The following is an 18,154-nucleotide window of genomic DNA, read 5'->3' as shown; positions in this document are numbered from 1 at the left end:
GTTCTTCACAACCTTCCACGTATAATGAGATGCATGATTTCGTAAGCATGTCCATTATAGCATAGCGGTGAATGATTCCCAAAAAGCCCCTCTCTTCTTGCACGCAAAAAATCCTGCAAAGAGAAGTTCTCTGCAGGATTAGACAGGTCCTTATTTCGTTTGATCTCCTTGCAAGTCAGAAGTGATGGAAGCCAGACGGCTTTTCTCTTCTGCCAGCATTTCCTCCGCCAATTCGACCGCTTGTCCACTCAGGCTGTTGCCTGCCTGGTCAACCGCACGCTCCGTACGGGCGAGCCTGCTTTGAGCCTGCTCCACCATTTGTCCCGTAGGATGGGACATCGCCTGGGAGACGGCATAATGCAGCTTTTCCACCGAATTTTGTGCTTGGGAAATCGGATTTTGCGATTGCAGACTGGAATCATATCTGGATGCCATGGGCTGCTCTCTCCTTCACTCGTAAGTTCCTATCCACCTAGTAGGATGGAGCTTCCTGAAAGGATCTATGCACGGCAATCCCGTAAGCATTTTCCAATTTGCCTCAAGAGGATTGCTTGATGAAGGGCTCCATCTTCGCGAGCACTTCCGCTTCTGTCGGCGCGCTGATATAGCGCCCGTTCACATAAATAAAAGCCCGCTTGCCGCAAGGCCCGCAGTACGATTTACACCCGATTTGGATTTCGCTGTCCGGAGCCATTTTCTTCAGCTTCGGAACGAGGCTTTTCAGCTGTATATGATTACATTTGTCGCATATACGGATATCGTTGGCCATGATTCGCACCCTTTTCTTCGATCTCAGACACCTTTTTATTTTAGTGGTCGCCGTGGTTTCCTTGGGACGGATTGGTAATGACAAAGCCTTCATTCGGAAAATACAAATAATCGACCTTTACTCCGTCCAGCAGCGGTTCGCTGCGGTCCAAGAGCACATCGATATTCTTATCCGTCGCTACCACCTCATCGTTCTCGCCCGGCTTGTCCAAATCGAGGCCATAGTGGGCATGATCACCATGGGCATGGGTCACCAGCACGCGCACCTTCAAACCGCTGTTCTCTTCTTTTTCCAGTTCCTTTTGAAGCACCTTGGCAGCATTACGTGTAATTTTGCATTTCATTGCGGCTGCATCTCCTGTTTTTTAGATAATGGTATTCATCAGCATTTATTGTAAAGAAACGGACACCGCTTCGCAAGACGGCTTAACGGTCCCGCCCCTTTGGCGGTTGGTGTATGGCAGGTCCCGACAGCGACGGATACTTCTTTTCCATCCGTGTAACGAACCACCCCATAACGATTAACGTAACACCGATATCATCAATCGGCACAAAAGGCATGACGTCCGGCAAAACCCAGTACAGCAGCACCGGAACCAGAAACAGAAGCTTGTCCCCGATCGAAACCTGGGAGGAGCCGAGGTACCGCCATAATTGGCCTGTCATTTGCGACCAGCGCCGGATCGAAAGCAGCTTTCTCCATTTCACGCGCATGACCCCTTCCTGTGAACAAATCATGAATTTTTGCCAGCAGACGTTTGAAAAGAGGAAACGATCGCTCACAGTTGCTGACGGCCGCTCCCTCTACTGTATTATACGTATATTTACAGAAAATGTTTCAAAATACTTTTCATATCGACAGCAGTTCCGCTACGACCAGCCCGGTTTCCAGTGCCACATTCTCAAAGTCCTCCAGCGGCAGCGGATTTTTGCCAAGCCCGATCTCGACGGTAAATCCCGGACGCCGGAACTCCTGGATAAACCAATCCTTGTACCCGGCATCACTGCCTTCAAGCTTAACCGGACGGTACCCGCTCGCCTGGCCCAGCCGGCGCGACCACTCCCTGCTTTCCTTCGGCTCGTAGTTCCGGTAATTCCAATAAATCTCCTGTCCCTGGCTGTGCAGCGAAATCGCCGCGTCCGGGGAAGTCTTCACGGTAAAAGCCGCCAGCGCAGCTGCTTCCGGCTCGCTAAGCGGAGCCGTTCCGGCGTAATCCCTTGGTCCAGGGCGCTTCTTGCCGCGGCGCTGTACCTCTTCCTCCCAATGGGCGGGAAATTGGTCTCCCAAATCGACACCGTTCATGTTGGCCTTCCAGTGCCGGTAATCAATTCGTCCCCCATTCCATTCCGTCAGCAGGCTGTAAAAGGGATTGCTCGGCTGAACCCCTTCCTGAACCAGCTCCACCCCATCGGGATTGACCATGGGCACGACCCAAAGCGTGCACTGCGCGAACCAGTGTCTTGGATTATAGCCATTCCACCGCTTACCTGCCATAAGCGCCGCCGCGTACTCTTCCACAAAACGCAGGATACAGGGAGTTGTCAGCCATTCATTCGCATGGATGGAAGCGTTAACATGAATATTTCTGCTTCCCTCTCCGATCTTCACATAAGGAATCGGTTTTCCAAGGACGCTTTCCCCGATCGTTCCCGACTGTATCTGCGGATAGGTGTGCACGAGCCGTTCCATGTCACGGTTTAAATGCCGGTATCCGTATTCCCCCTCCGGGTATACGATGCAATTTCTTTCGGCATGGGGCAATACAAGTACGCGTCCTTCCGGAAAATAACTTCGGGAGAGGCCTGGATTCATTTCAATCAACGAAACTTCGCTCACTTGAAACGCGGCTGCTACCTTTTCCAGGCTGTCACAGGGCTGAATCACATATCTCCTTCTTGGTGTGGACGGTAAAAAAATAATCTGCCCGGGCATAAGGTACGGCTGCTCTTCTGCCCAGGGATTCGCATTGATAATATGAGCCTTGGTTAACCCACGGCTTGCGGCAATTCGCTCCAGGGTATCCCCTTTACATACGGTATACTGCTGCATAGGCTTCTTCCTTTCCCGCGTCTTCATGCGTTAAAGCTGCTTGCTGCTCAATCCTCTTTTGAAAATTGTATGACGACCATGCCTTGGCCCATGCGAAAAAAAGAGCCCCGGATACCGGAGCTCTCATCTGCGTTTTCCTTTTAAGTTGTGGATTCCATAAACCTGGAGACCTGCCAAACCACAGGGGTTCGTTGAATCTGCTCTCCAAGCCAGGTTTTGGCAATTTTCTGGAAGATATCCGCATCTCCGCTGCAAAAAAATTGATGAACCGGGCTTTCGTTGCCGCTGGCCAGCTGTCCCTTGTCGTACAAGATCGTGCTGACTTCACGGGCGGTCTCATCCGCGGAACTGATCAGCTTCACTTGATCTCCCATGACCTCCTGGATCGTATCCTTAAGGAATGGATAATGCGTGCATCCCAGAATTAGGCAGTCAATAGAGGAGCCCTTGATGCTGCGGAGCGAATCCTGCACCACAGCCGTCGTCTGTTCCGAACGAAACTGTCCCATCTCCACCAAAGGAACCAGCGCCGGACAAGCTTCGCTCACCACATGCACATAGGGCGAAAGCTGCCGCAGGGCTGCCGTATAAGCGCCGCTTCGGATCGTGCCTAAAGTTCCAATGACTCCGATATTGCCTGTCTTGGTGGCGCTGATGGCTGCGCGGGCACCGGGATGAATGACACCGATCACCGGAATCGGCACCTTTTCCGAAATATAGTCAAGTGCCGCTGCCGTTGCCGTATTACAGGCAATTACGATGGCTTTGGGGCTGAATTGGGTCAGAAAATCCACGATCTGTTCTGTAAAATGTCTCACTTCTTCGGACGAACGGGGTCCGTAGGGTGTGCGGGCAGTATCTCCGAAATAGATGATTTTCTCCCTTGGGAGCTGCCGCATGACTTCCTTGGCGACCGTTAAGCCCCCTACACCCGAGTCTAATATAGCGATTGCTTGCTGCACGAACACACCGCTTCCTTCTTGTCGATTTATGCTCTCTGCTCTCTATCATATGAAAATAACAAAACAAACGTACCTCACATCATAAATCAATTCCGCATGGCTAGCAATGCTATGATTGCAATTAACCCACACAAAAGCAGGCTCGCTTCTCTGAATTAGAGGGAAGCGAGCCTGCCCGGAATACATCGCGCTTTACAATTCGGCTTTTACAATTCTTCCTTATCCTGCTTGAACTTCTTCTCATCCGCCTTGTCATCCCCGCTGCTTTTCCTTAACGAAGAGATCTGGGCCAGCCCGATGGAATCCTCCGCATCGTCTTGGTCATCTTCCGATTTGCGCCAGCTCCGGATATCCGAAATCACACCGCCAGCCGTATCTTTGACCTTACCGATCAGGAATGCCCCCTGCTCGCCGACTCTGCCCGCGAGCTCCGTCGTTTTGCTGCCGACTGTTTTGGCGCCTTCAGCGATATCCTGGCGAAGCTCCTTGCCCGATTTTGGCGCCAGCAGCAGTGCCGTTACCGAACCTACTACGCTACCGATTAACGCGCCCCACAACAAGCTTTTGTTCTTTTCCTTCATCGCTCATCTCTCCTTCGGCTCAGGCATGGTCGTCCGCGGGTGGTTGTGACTGGCGCTTGAACGAATGCCATACCGATAATCCGGCATCCAGCCACCGGAAAGCTTCCGCGAAACGCAGCTCGTTCTCCCGGTGGGCTCTTTCCAAGCGTTCCATGGCAGAATCAGTTACCTGACGGCTGATGGAATCGGCCCGCTGAATCGTATTCGTCAGGCTGACTCCTGCCATCCTGAGCGATTCACAGAACGGCTCCACTTCCTCTACCCGGCTCTGAAGAAGCGTCAAGGTGGCCGAGGCCTGCACGAGCAGTTCCTTCGATTCGGAGGCCAGCTGCGATATTTCAAGTCCCGCTTTGCCTAGTACGTCTTCGGTCCGCAGCAGCACTCTTCGCAGCGTATGTAGAAGGATGATTGCTACAGCGGCGAACAGAATAAACCCGCAAGCCAGTATTACTGCTCCCCATTCCGCCATGGTGTGTCACTCCCTTCGCCCTTACGGGCTAATGCCTATTTGTAGGATATTATAAGCAGGGGAAGATTGTCCTGACACAGCGGACATCCTTTCTTTTCACGGAAAATATTCCGTAACAAAACAATAAGCCCAATCCGGCCTTTCCGGATGGGCTTGACTTGATTCCAATAACCAAACAATCGCAAAACCGAAATTACATCACGAGCTCCTGCTGGATATATTCCCGGACCTGCTCGGCAAACTTCTCAAGAACACCGGGCAGCATCGCCGTAAGCGGATGGAGCTCGCTGCGGTTCCACGTATAATACTCCTGAACCAAAGGCTTGCGGAGGCTGACCAGCTGAAGCAGGACCTGATAAATCTCCCCGTCGAATACCTTCTCTTCGTGGTTGATTTCCATAATGTCCTCGTAGCTGCTGGCATCCCGCATAATAAAGCCGTCGATCAGATAGCTCCCTACATCCGTCACGACCTCGATCGCCAAATGCAGTGCGCGCTCCTGAACCATGCCCAGCACGACGCCACCATCCCATGATTCGGCTGCTTTCGTCAAGCCAGCGGCAATCTCAGGAATCGCATCCAGCCGCTGCTGAATCTGTTCCTTATTCACATAGTACACGGCCTGTACCTCCAAGCTGCAGATAATTATTTGCCTTTTTTACCGCGGCGCTTCAGCCAGAAAAACATGACGAAAATAGCCACGACAAAGACGACAAGCAGAGTCAATGTTTCCATTGGGTATTCCAAATCGCTCATAATCAGTCTTCCTATCTGCTAGATTTCATAATCCACGGCAAAGGATATTTCTTTTGCCTCATTCAAATGGCGAACCACTTCCTGATGAACAGGATGCACCTGATAGGCCTGCAAATCCTCCAGAGAGGCTACCTCGGTGACGAGAGCAATATCAAAGGAACGCTCCGAATGAACGATATCCACGCCCACCTCGATGGCGAGCAGCTGCGGAATCTGTCCCTTCATGGCGCGCAAAATCCCGGCTGTTTTGTCAACGCTTTCCGGAGTTCTGTCTTTCAGCTTGATAAAAACGATATGTTTAATCATGGCATGCATTCTCCTTGTCCCAATCGAAAGGTTACAAAAAAAATATACCATATCCACCCGCGCAGGAAAAGAGAAGTTATGAATGCCTTATTGCTTCTGCCGTTCGTCTTTATCGTCTTTGTTCTGCAGGACGGCAATCACCTTTCGCAATTTGGAGGGCATGGGAAGGCCCAGTCGTCCGTAATTTTCCGTAATCGAAATGAGCTCGTTCGACATATAAAAGTATATCGCCCCGGTCTTGATCACGTCCGTCCCACCGCTGAGCAGCAGATCCAACTGATGCGCAAGAACAATAACGACCAACATTAACGCCTTGCGCGTCAGCCCCCAAAAGCCGATTTCGCTCTTCAGCCCCGTGCCGTCCTTGATGGAAGCAAGAACGCCAGTAACGTAATCCAGGACGATCATGAACAAAAAGATCCAGAGCAGCTGATCCCATTTTCCGAAAGCGGCAGTAATCACGCTTCCCGCGAGTGCGCTGATGCTGTTAACGGCAAGTGAATTCATCCCTTCCCCTCCTCCTTCTATCATCTGGTATATCGTATGAAAGGGAGCAAGGGTGCGCGAAGCCATACATCATCTACACGAAGCCTATTTCATATTTGCTATTTTACAAACGCTGTCCCCTTACATAAAAGGCCGATGGCTGCTGCGAGAAGTATCGTCCCCATAAAAGCGGGTGCGGCATGACCAAGCGATACATAGATTTGGCCTCCAATAAGAGGTCCGATCATTCTCGCTAAAGCCTGAATGGATTGGCTACCTCCTTGAATCCTTCCTTGTTCGCTGGAATCGACCGATTTGGACAGCATCCCGTTGAACGAAGGCCCGAAGATCGAATCGCCAAATCCGAACATGAACATTCCGGCGATCATAAGAGGATAGAATGAGAACAAAGCAGACAGTCCGATCAGGCCATAGCCAAGCATCTCCGCAACCATTCCAAGAATGGATATCCATACATCGCTGAGTTTTTTCAAAAGTCTGGGCATAATGAGACCCTGGGAGATGATGTCTTGGACGCCCATAATTGAAAACACGAGCCCGATGAGTACTGGCTTCCAATGGAATGTATCCATCGTGAATTGAGAGAAAACGGACTGCAGGGAGCCGCCCGGGAGCCAAAGCAAAAACGCCGAGACAAGCAGCCTTTTCAAGTTTTTCACGGAAAGCACGTTTGCAAGTTGCGTAAACGGATTCAGTCTGCAAAACGGCAGTTCTTTGATTCTATTTTTCTTTTTAAGGCTCTCCGGCATGAAAAAGAATCCATAAACCACATTCAACAGCGTGATGACGGCTCCGACATACATGGGTACCGAATAACCGAACTTCGCGAGCAGTCCGCCCATCGTTGGACCGATGACGGTGCCTACGCCCACAACCGCGCTCAACCATCCGAAGTATTTAGTTCTCTGTTCCGCAGGGACGATGTCTGCAAAATAGGCAAATATCGTGCTTATACTCCCGCCTGTCACGCCTTCAATGATGCGTCCGGCAAACAGTACCCATAGAGCTCCTCCGATGCCAAAAACAAAGTAACCGATCGCAGAGCCCAAAAGGCATGATAAAAGCAATGGACGACGGCCATATTTGTCACTCAAAGCGCCAAGTCCGGGTGCTGCGAAAAACACGCAGAATGCGTAAACGGAGGTCAGCAGCGTTACGACGATCGCTTGTTCGCCCGGACGGCTGATATAAGGCTGCACGAGGAACGGGATGACCGGCGTGATAATACTGAAGCCGATTCCGCAAAGGAACACAGAGATGAGACCGAATATTAAAGCATGCTTATCCACGGTTCGTTCTACGTCCCGCTTAAGACGTGATTTACATTTGAACATGATATCCTCCCCTTAAAACTAGATTTTGGTTCCCAGGAAACAAATTCATCGTATTGTATTTTTGTTTCCTTGTCAACAAATTATCAACAAAAAAAACAGCCCTCCTTCATGGAGTAGACTGCCTGTGGGTTCGAATTTTTGGTTCGAATATTTTATATTCAAATGTATTAAGGCTTCATGCCGACACCTTTTTTCTTGATTTCCGCATCCAAATGTCTGCTGTACATGTCCATGAAGCTAAGCATACTATCCAATTGTTCCTCGGTGACCTGCTCAAAGACGGCTTTATCCCGCTCTTGAAACTGTTTGTGCAGATCCTCATGGATTTGATATACGACTTTTCCCTTCTCTGTAAGCTTGAAATAGATTTCTTTCTTGTTGTCCGACTTCTGATAGCTTTCGATAAGGCCCTTTTCTATGAGTTTCTTCGTTAATTTACTTATAGCACCGCGGGTCATGTAAAAGGACTCCGCAAGTTTTGTCACGTTAGAATCCGCATTTTTTTCAATGTATTCAATGCAGTGTACTTCCGAAGGTGTGTACCCTTTCAGACTGTCCTCCATCTTATCCTTATTAAGCCATACGATCTTGTTATATAAGTCTCTGAAACCCGTCATGACCTGATCTTCTATGTTCATGGTCTGTCCTCCCACCCGTAAATGCATTAATCAGCGTGATATAGAGGGCACACCTCCGAACAGAAGACTTCCTCCGCTCCCTGATCCCAAGCCCTCGCTTGTCATGAAAGCCCCCCTACTGAACGTTCATCTCCATACCTTTACCTTACCAAAAACAAAAACAGAGCGAAAGTCCTGCTTAAGCCTATCTCTTCAAAAAAGCCCCGGAGTCCCGGGGCTTTAGATTCTTGTCTATCAGCGTTCGTCATGCCAGAAATTTTGCGGTGTCATGTCTTTCGTGATCGGCTTGAACGTATAGCCTTCCGCCTGGATGGCCTTGATCAGCTTCGGCAAGATGGTAACCGTCGCATGCTGATCATGGAACAGCACGACCGGGGTCACCCCTTTGCTCTTCATGTTCTTCAAGTCTTTCATGACATTATCATAAATTTTTTGCGGGTTGCTCTGATATCTCCAATCGTTGGAGTCGATGTTCCAATCCCACAGATGGTACCCGTATGCGGCCGTCTGATCTCGGTAAGCCTTCGTAAAATACGGCTTGCTGCCATATGGCACACGAATCAGCTTCGAATATACCCCTGCTGCCTGGTGCAGCTTGTTGTTATCCATATTCATTTCGTTCAGCGCCGAATACGGGGAAGCATAAAATTTGTTCTTCACATGCGTCATGCCATGCAGTGCAGCACTATGGCCGTCTTTGACGATACGCGCCGCAGAAGCCGGATGACTGGCGATTTGTTTGCCCAGCATGAAGAACGTGGCTTTCACATGATACTGGTCCAGCACATCCAGCAGCTGAGGCGTATATGGGGAGGGACCATCGTCAAATGTAATATAAATCGTTCTTGATCCCGAAGCCGCAGGGGCCTTCGTTCCAGACGCAGCCTTATGCTGCTGGATAAAGCTGCTGTACTTGGCTGCAAACTGCGCATCCGTCAAAGATGCACCGCCATTGATGGCGCGGTACACGTTCTGTTTCGATAGGTAAGACAGCTGGTAACCGAAGGTTTCGCTGATGACACGGAACGAGATGAACGTTCTGCCGTTCTTTACGAACGTGCTCTTGCCGTCAGCCGGCAGCTTCACGGATTTCCCCCCGCTGTGAGTTAGAGTGACCTTTCCTTGGGCGTACTGCACGGTCACGTTCATGGCCGCCGCCGTTTGCACGATTGGAACATATAAAGTGCCTGTATGTATGACTGGAGACATCGGATATGTAACAAGATTGTCATTCACGGCTGCAAAAACGGAATACTTCACCGGTTTTGCCGAGCTTCCCGCCGCTGTTGCATTGTTGTTTGCCGCGTAAAGAACGCAGCTGAAGATGAGTACAAACGATAAGAACCATTTGAAGCCTTGCAAAAGCTTTTTCAAATCTCTCTACCAACCTTTTTCTGCGTATTTTGCATAGATTTCGGAGGAGGAGTACGGTGTTTCTACCTTCCTTCTATTCTTTCGAATCTAGCAATCCAGTATAAAACAATATCAAACTATCAATTGATAATAGTTCCACTGCATTGTACCCTGAATCCTTGCAGCGTTTCAATTTCAATTCAGTAACCATTTTCGTCATCTTTTCGGTAATTTCAGGATATGGAGGAGAATGATAGGTGCCTGTCTATGCCAGACTACCTGCTTTTGCCGTTGTGACCTGCATTTTGGTAGGAAAAAGGACGGATAAATGGGCGATAGTTACTATTGAAATAAGAGCGATAAAAATGTAGAATTTTAAGAAAAACTTCGGAGGAAATATGCCTAGACAACAAGAACAGCATTCAATTCAGGCGTGGTCTCTGATCAACCGCAAATATTTGGGCAAAGGCATACGCGTTAAGCGCTTCCGCAAGCCTTCCCGCTGCCAGATCCGCAACAGGGTCCTCTTGGCCGTACTGATGGCGAATGACATCAAGCTTTCCCAGCTGGCCGAGGAGCTCGGCGTCTCTTCACGCAGCGTTAGCGCATGGGTGTATGAAGGACGCATTCCCGGCAAGAAGAATTTGGACAAAGTGTGCCAGTTCCTCGGCTATCCGCATCATATTCTTTTTAACCGCTCGGTTACCGCGAACAGTCCGATTATCTGCCAACCATCCTCATCGCGTTTCATGCGCAGAACATTGACGCGCTCGCCCGTGGATAACAAAATTCTTACCGGCCTTTGCATGGTACATGATCTGTCCGTCAGCGACGTCAGCGAATGGATGCATATCCACCCGGGAACGTTCCGCAAATGGCTGCACCAAGGAACCCTGCCTTCACCTAGCTTTCAGGACCGCGCGGAGCTTTTCTTCCGCATTCCGAAATCCATTTTGTTTGCGGATTGCATTCTTCACGATATGTAATTCCGCGTAAGCTGCTCCACTCATAAGCCATACATGGCAAACAGCTCTATGAACCGGTACTGACCCGGCTTATAGAGCTGTTTTATTTTGGGCATAGTAAGCTTCAAATTGGTAAAGCGAAGGAATGCCGGAAGGAGAAACACTGCATGAAGATCGGAAAAGACGTCGGACTTGCGCTGGGGATTCTGTCGGGAACGACGATGGCCAGCGGCTGGGCCTTTCTGCTTCGGCTGGAGCCCGTTTCTTTAATATGGTGCGTCAGCATTGGCGCCGTGGCAGGAGCGGCAGCAGGAATTGCGATAACCGTCCTGTGGCCGCGATTTCTTTCTACCCACCGCAAATAGCTGATGCAAGCTTGCTATTGCACCCACCACATATAGACAGGTTCCCATAAAATAATGGAAATCCCCCTAAAGTTAACGTTGACGTTAACGTTAGATAGTATTAGAATGATGTATGTCAGGAACAACATACGAAAAGGGAGGAAAGACATGGATGAGTACAAACTTGATGACGCAGCCAAAACATGCCGCTTGACCAAGAGAACGATCCGGTACCACGAAGAGCCAGGCGTCTTTCCTGCACCGGAAGCTAGAGCGATGGCGGTATCCGGATCGACAGCCGGGAGCATAGCGACTATAATCGCCACCATTCATGACGGCGTTTATTTGTGATGGGCAGTGTTGAAAAAATGAAAACTATTTACATCATCGGAGGTCATGAACTTTATGAAATCGGAAGACTCACAACCGTTAGAACTTGAACAAAGGAAAGCCGGGCTGCTCTCCCAGCCGAAGGCCGTCTGGGCCATTGCCTTTGCCTGCGTCATCTCCTTCATGGGGCTGGGTCTCGTCGACCCGATCCTGCCTGCCATCGCAGAGCAGCTGCATGCGAGCAAGAGCCAGGTATCCCTGCTGTTCACGAGCTATAACCTCGTTACCGGCATCGCCATGTTGATCACGGGCGTCATTTCCAGCCGGATCGGCATCAAAAAAACGCTTCTTGCCGGTATCTTTCTTATCATTATATTCTCTGCGCTCGGCGGCTTCTCCAGCTCCATCGGACAAATCGTCGGCTTCCGCGGCGGATGGGGGCTGGGTAACGCCCTGTTTATCGCGACGGCATTGTCGGCCATCGTCGGCCTCTCCACGTCCGGCACAGCCAAAGCAATTATTCTGTACGAGGCCGCACTTGGCCTGGGCATTTCGGTCGGGCCGCTTCTCGGCGGCGAACTGGGTTCCATCAGCTGGCGCGGCCCTTTCTTCGGCGTTGCCGGACTGATGCTCGTCGGATTTATTTTCGTCATCTTCATGCTTCCATCCGTACCGAAGCCCAAGAAGGCCAGTACCTTAGCCGATCCGTTCAAGGCACTTTCCTATCCGGCACTCCTGACGCTCGGCATTACGGCCTTCCTGTACAACTTCGGCTTCTTTACGCTGATGGCATACTCTCCGTACGTGATGGAACTCGACGAGCATGGCCTTGGCTATGTCTTCTTCGGATGGGGCATTCTGCTTGCTTTCACATCCGTATTCGTCGCCCCTAAGCTGCAAAAGCGTTTTAGCGTCGTGAAGTCAATTTGTACGGTGCTTACCCTCTTTACCATCGTTCTGATCGTCATGGGGATCGGCACGTACAATCACTCTCCGAAAACCGTCATCGTCAGCGTCATCGTCGCCGGTATTTTCCTTGGGATCAACAATACGCTGATTACGACAGCCGTCATGCAGGCAGCCCCCGTCGAGCGTTCCGTCGCTTCGGCTTCCTACAGCTTTGTCCGCTTCTTGGGTGGTGCTGTGTCTCCTTGGCTCGCAGGCAAGCTGTCCGAATGGTACCATCCGGAAACACCGTTTTATTTTGGCGCCTTGATGGTATTTCTAGGTGTAGTCACATTGCTTGTCCGCCGCCGGCATCTCACGCATGTGGACAGAGCCGAAGGTCACTAAAGGAGGTAAACACATATTTATAAACGCATTCTTGTTCCCGTTGACGGTTCCGCGCACGCCCAGCGTGCGCTGGAAGCAGCCGTCTCGCTGATCCAAGGTTTGAAAAAGGAACCTGCACTGGCCGTCCTGCACGTTAATCCCTCCATTTCGATCAATGAGCCCCCGGTCGGCATTGATCTTGAGGAGCGCATCCGGGAGGAGGGCGATAACATTCTCGCTCCGGCTACGGAATCTCTCTCCAAGCAGGGTGTCTCCTTTGAAACCTTCATCAAAACCGGCGATCCCGCTGCCGCCATTTGCCAGACGGCGGAAGAGCAGCACGCGGACCTGATTATCATGGGCAGCCGCGGCATCGGTCTGATGTCCGAGCTGCTGATCGGCAGCGTCAGCCACAGCGTCATGCAGCACGCGCATTGTCCGGTCATGATCGTCAGATAAGCTGTACGATAACAGCACAACCTAAAAAAGGTATCCCTTTACGGTTATGAACCTGGGGATACCTTTTTACGTATGGCAGCGAATCTTCGAAGCGAATGCTGCGGATCTCTTCATGCGATTAACCAAACCGCCCGGAAATATACTCCTGCGTCATGGCTTGTTCCGGATTGGTGAAAATAATTTCCGTTTCGTTATGCTCCATCAAGGTGCCCAGGTAAAAGTATGCGGTGTAATCGGAAATGCGCGCCGCCTGCTGCATGTTGTGGGTCACAATCACGATGCTGAGCTCCTTTTTCAGTTCGACGATCAGCTCCTCGACCTTGGAAGTCGACACCGGGTCCAGCGCGGACGCCGGCTCATCCAGCAGCAGAATTCGCGGGTTCACCGAAAGCGCGCGGGCGATGCACAGACGCTGCTGCTGACCTCCGGAGAGGGATAATGCCGATTGCTTCAAGCGATCCTTGACCTCATCCCACAGCGCCGCCTTGCGCAGGCTCGATTCGACGATCTCGTCAAGCTTCTTCTTATCCTTGATCCCGTGATATTTTGGACCGAACGCGATATTTTCGTATATCGATTTGTAGAAGGGGTTCGGCTTCTGCCACACCATTCCGATTTTTTGGCGCAGCTGGATCACGTCGGTTGAAGGGTCATTGATGTCCTCGCCCTCTATCCAGATGCGTCCTTTGATTTTCGCCTGCGTGATTTCGTCATTCATCCGGTTGAGCGAGCGCAGAAACGTGGATTTGCCGCATCCTGACGGACCGATCAGGGCGGTTACGCTCTGTTCGGGAAAGTTCAGGCTTATATTTTTAACCGCTTCGTACTGTCCGTAAAATACGCTGAGATGCTCTGTACGAAAAGATGTATTGTTCATGGTTAGCATGATGGTATCCCCCTATCCCATTCGTTTCGAAGCCGTCATAGCTTTATACAGCACGCCGCCGATCCATCTGGCAAACAGATTGAACAGCAGGACCAGGATGACGAGCACGGCCGAAGCCCCTGCGGCAATCGCCGCGGCATCGGGCGCGAGGCCTTCGCTGTTGATCTTCCAGATATGCACCGCCAGCGTTTCGGCCGGACGAAACGGATTGATGGGCGATGTCGGGCTGAGCGGATTCCAGTTAGTAAAATCAAGGCGCGGCGTGGACATCCCTGCCGTGAACAGCAGCGCGGCAGCTTCCCCGAACACGCGGCCTGCGGCCAGCACCGTTCCCGTCACGATGCTCGGCAGAGCCACCGGGAACAGCACAGACGAAATGATTTTCCACTTGGAAAGTCCAAGCGCGAGCCCCGCCTCCTTCTGCTCCTTCGGTACGCTGCGGAACGCCTGCTCCGTAATGCGGACCATGAGCGGCAGGTTAAAGATCGTCAGCACCAGCGCCCCCGAGAACAATGAGAAGCCGAATCCGAACGTATTGACGATGAGCAGCAGGCCGAACAGGCCGACCACGATGGACGGGAAGGATGACAGCACTTCGACGACCAGCCGGATCGTTCCCGTAATTTTGCCGGGCCTCGCATACTCGGCCATGTAGATGCCTGCGCCGAGTCCCAGCGGAACCGTGATGATCAAGGTCAGCACGAGCAGGAACAGTGAGTTGAACAGCTGCGGCCCAATACCGCCGCCCGCGCGGATGGTTTGCGGCACCGAAGTCAGGAACGTCCAATTGATGTGGCTAAGGCCGCGCACCAGAATGAATGCGATCAATCCCACCAGCACCGCTACGATGAGCAAAGAAAACACCACGATGAAAAAAGTTGCAATTTTGTCGGTCAGTTTCGCTTTCATATCCGATGTCTCCTTTCCAAGAGCCGTACGATCACTACGAAAATAAAGGTCATGAACATCAGCGCGAGCGCCATACTCCAGAGCGCGTTGCTGTGTACGGATCCCATGACGGTGTTGCCCATGTCAAGCGTGATGACGCTGGTCAGCGTGGATGCCGATTCAAACAGGGAACGCGGAATATGCGGCGCGTTGCCGATCACCATCTGTACCGCCAGCGCCTCGCCAAACGCGCGCGCCATCCCCAGTACGACCCCGGTAAGAATCGAAGGCAGCACCGTTGGCAAAATAACTCTGGAGATCGTCTGCCAGCGTGTCGCTCCCAGGGCGAACGAGGACTCCTTGAGGCCGCGCGGCAGCGCGGACAACGCGTCCGAGGCTACGCTCGTGATCGTCGGCAGGATCATGACGGAAAGCACCAGCGCGCCGGCAGCGATCCCGATGCCTTGACCGGGAAATATATCCCGTAGAACCGGAACGACGACCGTCAGGCCAATAAAGCCGTACACGACCGAAGGAATGCCCGCCAGCAGCTCGATGACCGGCTGCAGCAGCTTCTTGCCCCAGCCGGGAACGATTTCGGTCATGAACAAAGAAGCACAGATGCTGAGCGGACTGGCAATCAGCGCGGCGAGCAGTGAGGTAGCGAAAGAGCCAAAAATAAACGGCAGCACGCCGTACATCGGTTCCCCATTATTGCCCTCCGGATCCCAGGTGGTGCCAAACAGAAAATCGCCAAGACTGACGCCGTCGCGAAAGAACGTCGCGAGCCCCTTGGATGCGACGAAATATACGATTGATAAGATGATGACAATGAGCAAAGCCACACAAATAAACGTATAGCTCCGGCCGACAAGATCTTCAGCATGATGTTTTTTCAAGCGGTGCGAACGGGCGGGTTCAATCTGAACGGGCCTTTCATCCATAGCTTTCATCGTTGTCCTTCTTTCTAATGTGAAAATAGAGGCAGAATGCTCCTTCCGCCTCTTTCATGCTTTTCATGGTTCCATCAGGGCTGCTTATTTCGTGATGTTGCCGTCAACGTCGCGCTTCACTTCCATTTTGGAAACCGGGATATATCCGAGCTCGACCACGTCGCCGTTTTGTACGGCATCCGATGTGATGTAGTCCAGGAATGCTTTGACTTCAGGCTTCGGTTCGCCTTTGGTGTACATATGCTCGTAAGCCCATACCGGATACTTGCCTGCCGCCACGTTCTCCACCGTTGCTTCCACGCCTTCGTATTTAACGACTTTCACTTTGTCGTCCAGGTAGGACAGAGCCAGGTAACCGATGGCGCCCGGGCTTTCGGACACGATTTTTTTGACCGTACCGGAGGATTCCTCCTGGATTGAACCTTTCAGGTCTTCGGTGGATGTACCCAGTGCGTATTTTTCAAACGTTTTGCGCGTACCGGAGCTTGCAGGACGGTTCACGATGACGATCGCTTCGTCCTTTCCGCCGATTTCCTTCCAGTTCTTCACTTTACCCGTGAAAATATCGACCAGCTGCTGCTTCGTCAGATTGTCCACGCCGACGTCCGGGTTCGTTACCGCAGCCATCGCTACGACCGCGACTTGGTGGTCTACCAGATCTTTCGCTTCATCCTTCAGCTTCTCTTCCGCAAAGACGTCGGAGTTGCCGATATCCGCTTGGCCTCCCGCCACTTGCGTCAACCCCGTGCCGCTGCCGCCGCCTTGAACCTGCACCTGAATTTTGGAATACTGGGATTCCGCCATGAATTTCTGGGCCGCCTGCTCAACCAGCGGTTGAAGGGCCGTCGAGCCTACCGCCAGAACGGAGCCGCTCAATTCTGCTGCTTTATCGTTATTCGCCGTTCCCGAAGCGCTGCTGTCTCCTTGCGTATCTTTGCTACCGCAGGCGGCCAGCACAGCCACCAGTGCCAACGTACACATCATAAGTAATGGTTTTTTGAGTTTCATCGTTTTTTGTTTCCCCCTGTTCTGTGTTTGTCATGGCAACTCTATCACTTGCTGCCGACAAACTCATTGTAGTTCTCTATCATTTTGGAAAATGACGCGTTTTGTAAAATGAAAAATAAAAATCCATACAAAATGTTTATAATCCCATAGATTAATTCTATAATTAGTGTTAGAGACGGGTTTATCGGGAGGGAATATCCGTGAATTTGTTAAAATTGCAGGTTTTAGTCCTGATAGAGAGATTGAAGAAGGTAACCGACGTGGCGAGGGAGTTAGATATGAAGCAGCCGACGGTTACTTTTCACATGAAAAGCCTGGAGGAGGATCTGGGTGTGGCCCTTTTCGAATCGAAGAGGGGCCGGATTTGGTTAACGGAGGCGGGAAAGGCGCTTTATCCCTATGCGGTCAAAATGACGGCGATGGCTCTTGAAGCCAGGAAGGCGGTGAAGGACTATGCGGATCTTAACAAGGGGCATCTGCATATCGGTGCGGACAGTCTGATGGGGTCGTACATCCTCCCGCCCTTGATCAACGGTTTCTGCTGCCGTTATCCTGGCGTTCAAATCGAGCTGAGCGTCAAGCCTACCCGGGCGATCCGGGAGCTGCTGCTCGGTCAGGAGATCGATCTGGCCTTCTATTATTCTGCTCCACCCGGACCGGAATCAGCGAAGACGGTACAAGAAGAAACGATCGTCCCCGATGAAGCCGCCGTCATCTTTTCGAAGAGTCATGCTTTTGCCGGACTCAAAGCGCTGTCTCAGCAGCTGCTCGCCCAGCAGTTTTTCGTGCAGCACGGCGAAGGCACGTACATGATGGAATATACACGCTCGTACGCGGCCGCTTGCGGCATCCATCTGTGGGAGCGGACCGTGACCGACTCGCCGGAGATGATGAAAAGCATGGTGCAGGCTGGCGGCTTCATCAGCATCTTCCCTGTATCGTGCGTTCGGGCCGAACTTGCTTCGGGTGCCCTCCAGTCGCTGCCTCTGCCCGGACAAGCGGAACGGGCCGTTTACGGCGTGCTTGCAAGCCCTTCGGACCAGCCGCTGACACCGCTTCGCGAGCAGTTCAAGAAATATGTGATACAAACGATACAGGGAAACGGGGATGCCCAATAATCTATACATGCAAAAAGGCACTTCGCGAATGGTTGCGGAGTGCCCTTTGATGCCGATGCAGCCTTGTTTAATTGTGCATATGCAAAAAGACTGCCGCATCACAAGGATGCGACAGTCTCTTCTAACTTAGGATGCGGTCGAGAGGACTCGAACCTCCACGGGGGGTTAGCCCACACGGACCTGAACCGTGCGCGTCTGCCAATTCCG

General features: G+C 51.6%; 24 protein-coding genes. 6 read left to right on the top strand and 18 right to left on the bottom strand.

Annotated elements, in window-relative coordinates; all coding sequences use genetic code 11:
• Window positions 1-150 precede the first annotated feature (150 nt).
• The 14 genes from ACTHPM_RS00120 to ACTHPM_RS00055 form a co-directional block, all read right to left on the bottom strand.
• A complete protein-coding gene (locus ACTHPM_RS00120; protein ID WP_440393180.1) occupies window positions 151-435 on the bottom strand; it encodes a hypothetical protein in 285 nt (94 codons plus the stop codon).
• 103 nt (window positions 436-538) lie between these two features.
• Complete coding sequence (locus ACTHPM_RS00115) at window positions 539-769, bottom strand: DUF1450 domain-containing protein (protein WP_440393179.1); 231 nt, start codon at window positions 767-769, stop codon at window positions 539-541.
• A 40-nt stretch (window positions 770-809) separates the two neighbouring features.
• On the bottom strand, window positions 810-1,112 hold the full coding sequence (locus tag ACTHPM_RS00110) for a HesB/IscA family protein (RefSeq protein WP_440393178.1): 303 nt from the start codon (window positions 1,110-1,112) through the stop codon (window positions 810-812).
• Window positions 1,113-1,194: 82 nt separating this feature from the next.
• A complete protein-coding gene (locus tag ACTHPM_RS00105; protein ID WP_440393177.1) occupies window positions 1,195-1,476 on the bottom strand; it encodes a hypothetical protein in 282 nt (93 codons plus the stop codon).
• Between the two features lie 142 nt (window positions 1,477-1,618).
• Complete coding sequence (locus ACTHPM_RS00100; protein ID WP_440395298.1) at window positions 1,619-2,818, bottom strand: M14 family zinc carboxypeptidase; 1,200 nt, start codon at window positions 2,816-2,818, stop codon at window positions 1,619-1,621.
• Window positions 2,819-2,958: 140 nt separating this feature from the next.
• Entirely contained in the window at window positions 2,959-3,780 is an 822-nt protein-coding gene (gene racE / locus ACTHPM_RS00095) for a glutamate racemase (protein WP_440393176.1), read from the bottom strand.
• 206 nt (window positions 3,781-3,986) lie between these two features.
• The gene (locus tag ACTHPM_RS00090; RefSeq protein WP_440393175.1) at window positions 3,987-4,361 is read right to left on the bottom strand and encodes a YtxH domain-containing protein; all 375 of its coding nucleotides are present in this window, start codon (window positions 4,359-4,361) and stop codon (window positions 3,987-3,989) included.
• 19 nt (window positions 4,362-4,380) lie between these two features.
• A complete protein-coding gene (locus tag ACTHPM_RS00085; protein WP_440393174.1) occupies window positions 4,381-4,830 on the bottom strand; it encodes a hypothetical protein in 450 nt (149 codons plus the stop codon).
• Between the two features lie 193 nt (window positions 4,831-5,023).
• Entirely contained in the window at window positions 5,024-5,449 is a 426-nt protein-coding gene (locus ACTHPM_RS00080; RefSeq protein ID WP_440393173.1) for a DUF86 domain-containing protein, read from the bottom strand.
• 155 nt (window positions 5,450-5,604) lie between these two features.
• The gene (locus tag ACTHPM_RS00075; RefSeq protein ID WP_440393172.1) at window positions 5,605-5,892 is read right to left on the bottom strand and encodes a Dabb family protein; all 288 of its coding nucleotides are present in this window, start codon (window positions 5,890-5,892) and stop codon (window positions 5,605-5,607) included.
• Window positions 5,893-5,979: 87 nt separating this feature from the next.
• Window positions 5,980-6,399 (bottom strand): phage holin family protein, encoded by a 420-nt coding sequence (locus tag ACTHPM_RS00070; RefSeq protein ID WP_440393171.1) that lies wholly within the window; start codon window positions 6,397-6,399, stop codon window positions 5,980-5,982.
• 98 nt (window positions 6,400-6,497) lie between these two features.
• The gene (locus ACTHPM_RS00065; protein WP_440393170.1) at window positions 6,498-7,733 is read right to left on the bottom strand and encodes an MFS transporter; all 1,236 of its coding nucleotides are present in this window, start codon (window positions 7,731-7,733) and stop codon (window positions 6,498-6,500) included.
• 167 nt (window positions 7,734-7,900) lie between these two features.
• Window positions 7,901-8,371: a MarR family transcriptional regulator gene (locus ACTHPM_RS00060; protein ID WP_440393169.1), complete on the bottom strand. Its 471-nt coding sequence runs from the start codon at window positions 8,369-8,371 to the stop codon at window positions 7,901-7,903.
• A gap of 234 nt (window positions 8,372-8,605) precedes the next feature.
• Window positions 8,606-9,745 (bottom strand): polysaccharide deacetylase family protein, encoded by a 1,140-nt coding sequence (locus tag ACTHPM_RS00055; protein WP_440393168.1) that lies wholly within the window; start codon window positions 9,743-9,745, stop codon window positions 8,606-8,608.
• 377 nt (window positions 9,746-10,122) lie between these two features.
• On the opposite strand from ACTHPM_RS00055, the gene ACTHPM_RS00050 reads away from it, so the two are divergent.
• The 5 genes from ACTHPM_RS00050 to ACTHPM_RS00030 all read left to right on the top strand — a co-directional run bounded on the left by ACTHPM_RS00050 (window position 10,123) and on the right by ACTHPM_RS00030 (window position 13,094).
• Window positions 10,123-10,710 carry a helix-turn-helix domain-containing protein gene (locus ACTHPM_RS00050; RefSeq protein ID WP_440393167.1) on the top strand — a complete coding sequence of 196 codons (588 nt, stop codon included), beginning with the start codon at window positions 10,123-10,125 and terminating at the stop codon, window positions 10,708-10,710.
• Between the two features lie 146 nt (window positions 10,711-10,856).
• Window positions 10,857-11,054 (top strand): hypothetical protein, encoded by a 198-nt coding sequence (locus tag ACTHPM_RS00045; protein ID WP_440393166.1) that lies wholly within the window; start codon window positions 10,857-10,859, stop codon window positions 11,052-11,054.
• Between the two features lie 147 nt (window positions 11,055-11,201).
• Window positions 11,202-11,384: a hypothetical protein gene (locus tag ACTHPM_RS00040; RefSeq protein WP_440393165.1), complete on the top strand. Its 183-nt coding sequence runs from the start codon at window positions 11,202-11,204 to the stop codon at window positions 11,382-11,384.
• Window positions 11,385-11,438: 54 nt separating this feature from the next.
• Window positions 11,439-12,656, top strand: coding sequence for an MFS transporter (locus tag ACTHPM_RS00035; protein ID WP_440393164.1), 1,218 nt, complete (start codon window positions 11,439-11,441; stop codon window positions 12,654-12,656).
• 15 nt (window positions 12,657-12,671) lie between these two features.
• Complete coding sequence (locus ACTHPM_RS00030; protein ID WP_440395297.1) at window positions 12,672-13,094, top strand: universal stress protein; 423 nt, start codon at window positions 12,672-12,674, stop codon at window positions 13,092-13,094.
• A gap of 118 nt (window positions 13,095-13,212) precedes the next feature.
• On the opposite strand, the gene pstB is transcribed toward ACTHPM_RS00030, so the two are convergent.
• The 4 genes from pstB to ACTHPM_RS00010 form a co-directional block, all read right to left on the bottom strand.
• Window positions 13,213-13,980, bottom strand: a complete 768-nt coding sequence (pstB, locus tag ACTHPM_RS00025; protein WP_440393163.1) for a phosphate ABC transporter ATP-binding protein PstB — start codon at window positions 13,978-13,980, stop codon at window positions 13,213-13,215.
• Between the two features lie 12 nt (window positions 13,981-13,992).
• Window positions 13,993-14,889: a phosphate ABC transporter permease PstA gene (gene pstA, locus ACTHPM_RS00020; RefSeq protein WP_440393162.1), complete on the bottom strand. Its 897-nt coding sequence runs from the start codon at window positions 14,887-14,889 to the stop codon at window positions 13,993-13,995.
• Window positions 14,886-15,812: a phosphate ABC transporter permease subunit PstC gene (gene pstC, locus ACTHPM_RS00015; RefSeq protein WP_440395296.1), complete on the bottom strand. Its 927-nt coding sequence runs from the start codon at window positions 15,810-15,812 to the stop codon at window positions 14,886-14,888. Before pstC ends, pstA begins: the two co-directional genes overlap by 4 nt.
• 93 nt (window positions 15,813-15,905) lie before the next feature.
• Window positions 15,906-16,805 (bottom strand): phosphate ABC transporter substrate-binding protein, encoded by a 900-nt coding sequence (locus tag ACTHPM_RS00010; RefSeq protein WP_440393161.1) that lies wholly within the window; start codon window positions 16,803-16,805, stop codon window positions 15,906-15,908.
• Between the two features lie 224 nt (window positions 16,806-17,029).
• On the opposite strand from ACTHPM_RS00010, the gene ACTHPM_RS00005 reads away from it, so the two are divergent.
• On the top strand, window positions 17,030-17,947 hold the full coding sequence (locus ACTHPM_RS00005; protein WP_440393160.1) for a LysR family transcriptional regulator: 918 nt from the start codon (window positions 17,030-17,032) through the stop codon (window positions 17,945-17,947).
• Window positions 17,948-18,154: the final 207 nt, after the last annotated feature.

The sequence above is a fragment of the Paenibacillus sp. SAFN-054 genome, from assembly GCF_051966755.1.
Classification (GTDB): Bacteria; Bacillota; Bacilli; order Paenibacillales; family Paenibacillaceae; genus Paenibacillus_AQ.
The sequence above is the reverse complement of the archived record's forward strand: the minus strand, read 5'-3'. Positions and strand labels throughout refer to the sequence as shown.

Coding starts and splice junctions, on each gene's coding strand:
- ACTHPM_RS00120 (WP_440393180.1), bottom strand. CDS start 435: ATGGCATCCAGATATGATTCCAGTCTGCAATCGCAAAATCCGATTTCC.
- ACTHPM_RS00115 (WP_440393179.1), bottom strand. CDS start 769: ATGGCCAACGATATCCGTATATGCGACAAATGTAATCATATACAGCTG.
- ACTHPM_RS00110 (WP_440393178.1), bottom strand. CDS start 1,112: ATGAAATGCAAAATTACACGTAATGCTGCCAAGGTGCTTCAAAAGGAA.
- ACTHPM_RS00100 (WP_440395298.1), bottom strand. CDS start 2,818: ATGCAGCAGTATACCGTATGTAAAGGGGATACCCTGGAGCGAATTGCC.
- ACTHPM_RS00090 (WP_440393175.1), bottom strand. CDS start 4,361: ATGAAGGAAAAGAACAAAAGCTTGTTGTGGGGCGCGTTAATCGGTAGC.
- ACTHPM_RS00085 (WP_440393174.1), bottom strand. CDS start 4,830: ATGGCGGAATGGGGAGCAGTAATACTGGCTTGCGGGTTTATTCTGTTC.
- ACTHPM_RS00075 (WP_440393172.1), bottom strand. CDS start 5,892: ATGATTAAACATATCGTTTTTATCAAGCTGAAAGACAGAACTCCGGAA.
- ACTHPM_RS00070 (WP_440393171.1), bottom strand. CDS start 6,399: ATGAATTCACTTGCCGTTAACAGCATCAGCGCACTCGCGGGAAGCGTG.
- ACTHPM_RS00065 (WP_440393170.1), bottom strand. CDS start 7,733: ATGTTCAAATGTAAATCACGTCTTAAGCGGGACGTAGAACGAACCGTG.
- ACTHPM_RS00060 (WP_440393169.1), bottom strand. CDS start 8,371: ATGAACATAGAAGATCAGGTCATGACGGGTTTCAGAGACTTATATAAC.
- ACTHPM_RS00050 (WP_440393167.1), top strand. CDS start 10,123: ATGCCTAGACAACAAGAACAGCATTCAATTCAGGCGTGGTCTCTGATC.
- ACTHPM_RS00045 (WP_440393166.1), top strand. CDS start 10,857: ATGAAGATCGGAAAAGACGTCGGACTTGCGCTGGGGATTCTGTCGGGA.
- ACTHPM_RS00040 (WP_440393165.1), top strand. CDS start 11,202: ATGGATGAGTACAAACTTGATGACGCAGCCAAAACATGCCGCTTGACC.
- ACTHPM_RS00035 (WP_440393164.1), top strand. CDS start 11,439: ATGAAATCGGAAGACTCACAACCGTTAGAACTTGAACAAAGGAAAGCC.
- pstB (WP_440393163.1), bottom strand. CDS start 13,980: ATGCTAACCATGAACAATACATCTTTTCGTACAGAGCATCTCAGCGTA.
- pstA (WP_440393162.1), bottom strand. CDS start 14,889: ATGAAAGCGAAACTGACCGACAAAATTGCAACTTTTTTCATCGTGGTG.
- pstC (WP_440395296.1), bottom strand. CDS start 15,812: ATGGATGAAAGGCCCGTTCAGATTGAACCCGCCCGTTCGCACCGCTTG.
- ACTHPM_RS00010 (WP_440393161.1), bottom strand. CDS start 16,805: ATGATGTGTACGTTGGCACTGGTGGCTGTGCTGGCCGCCTGCGGTAGC.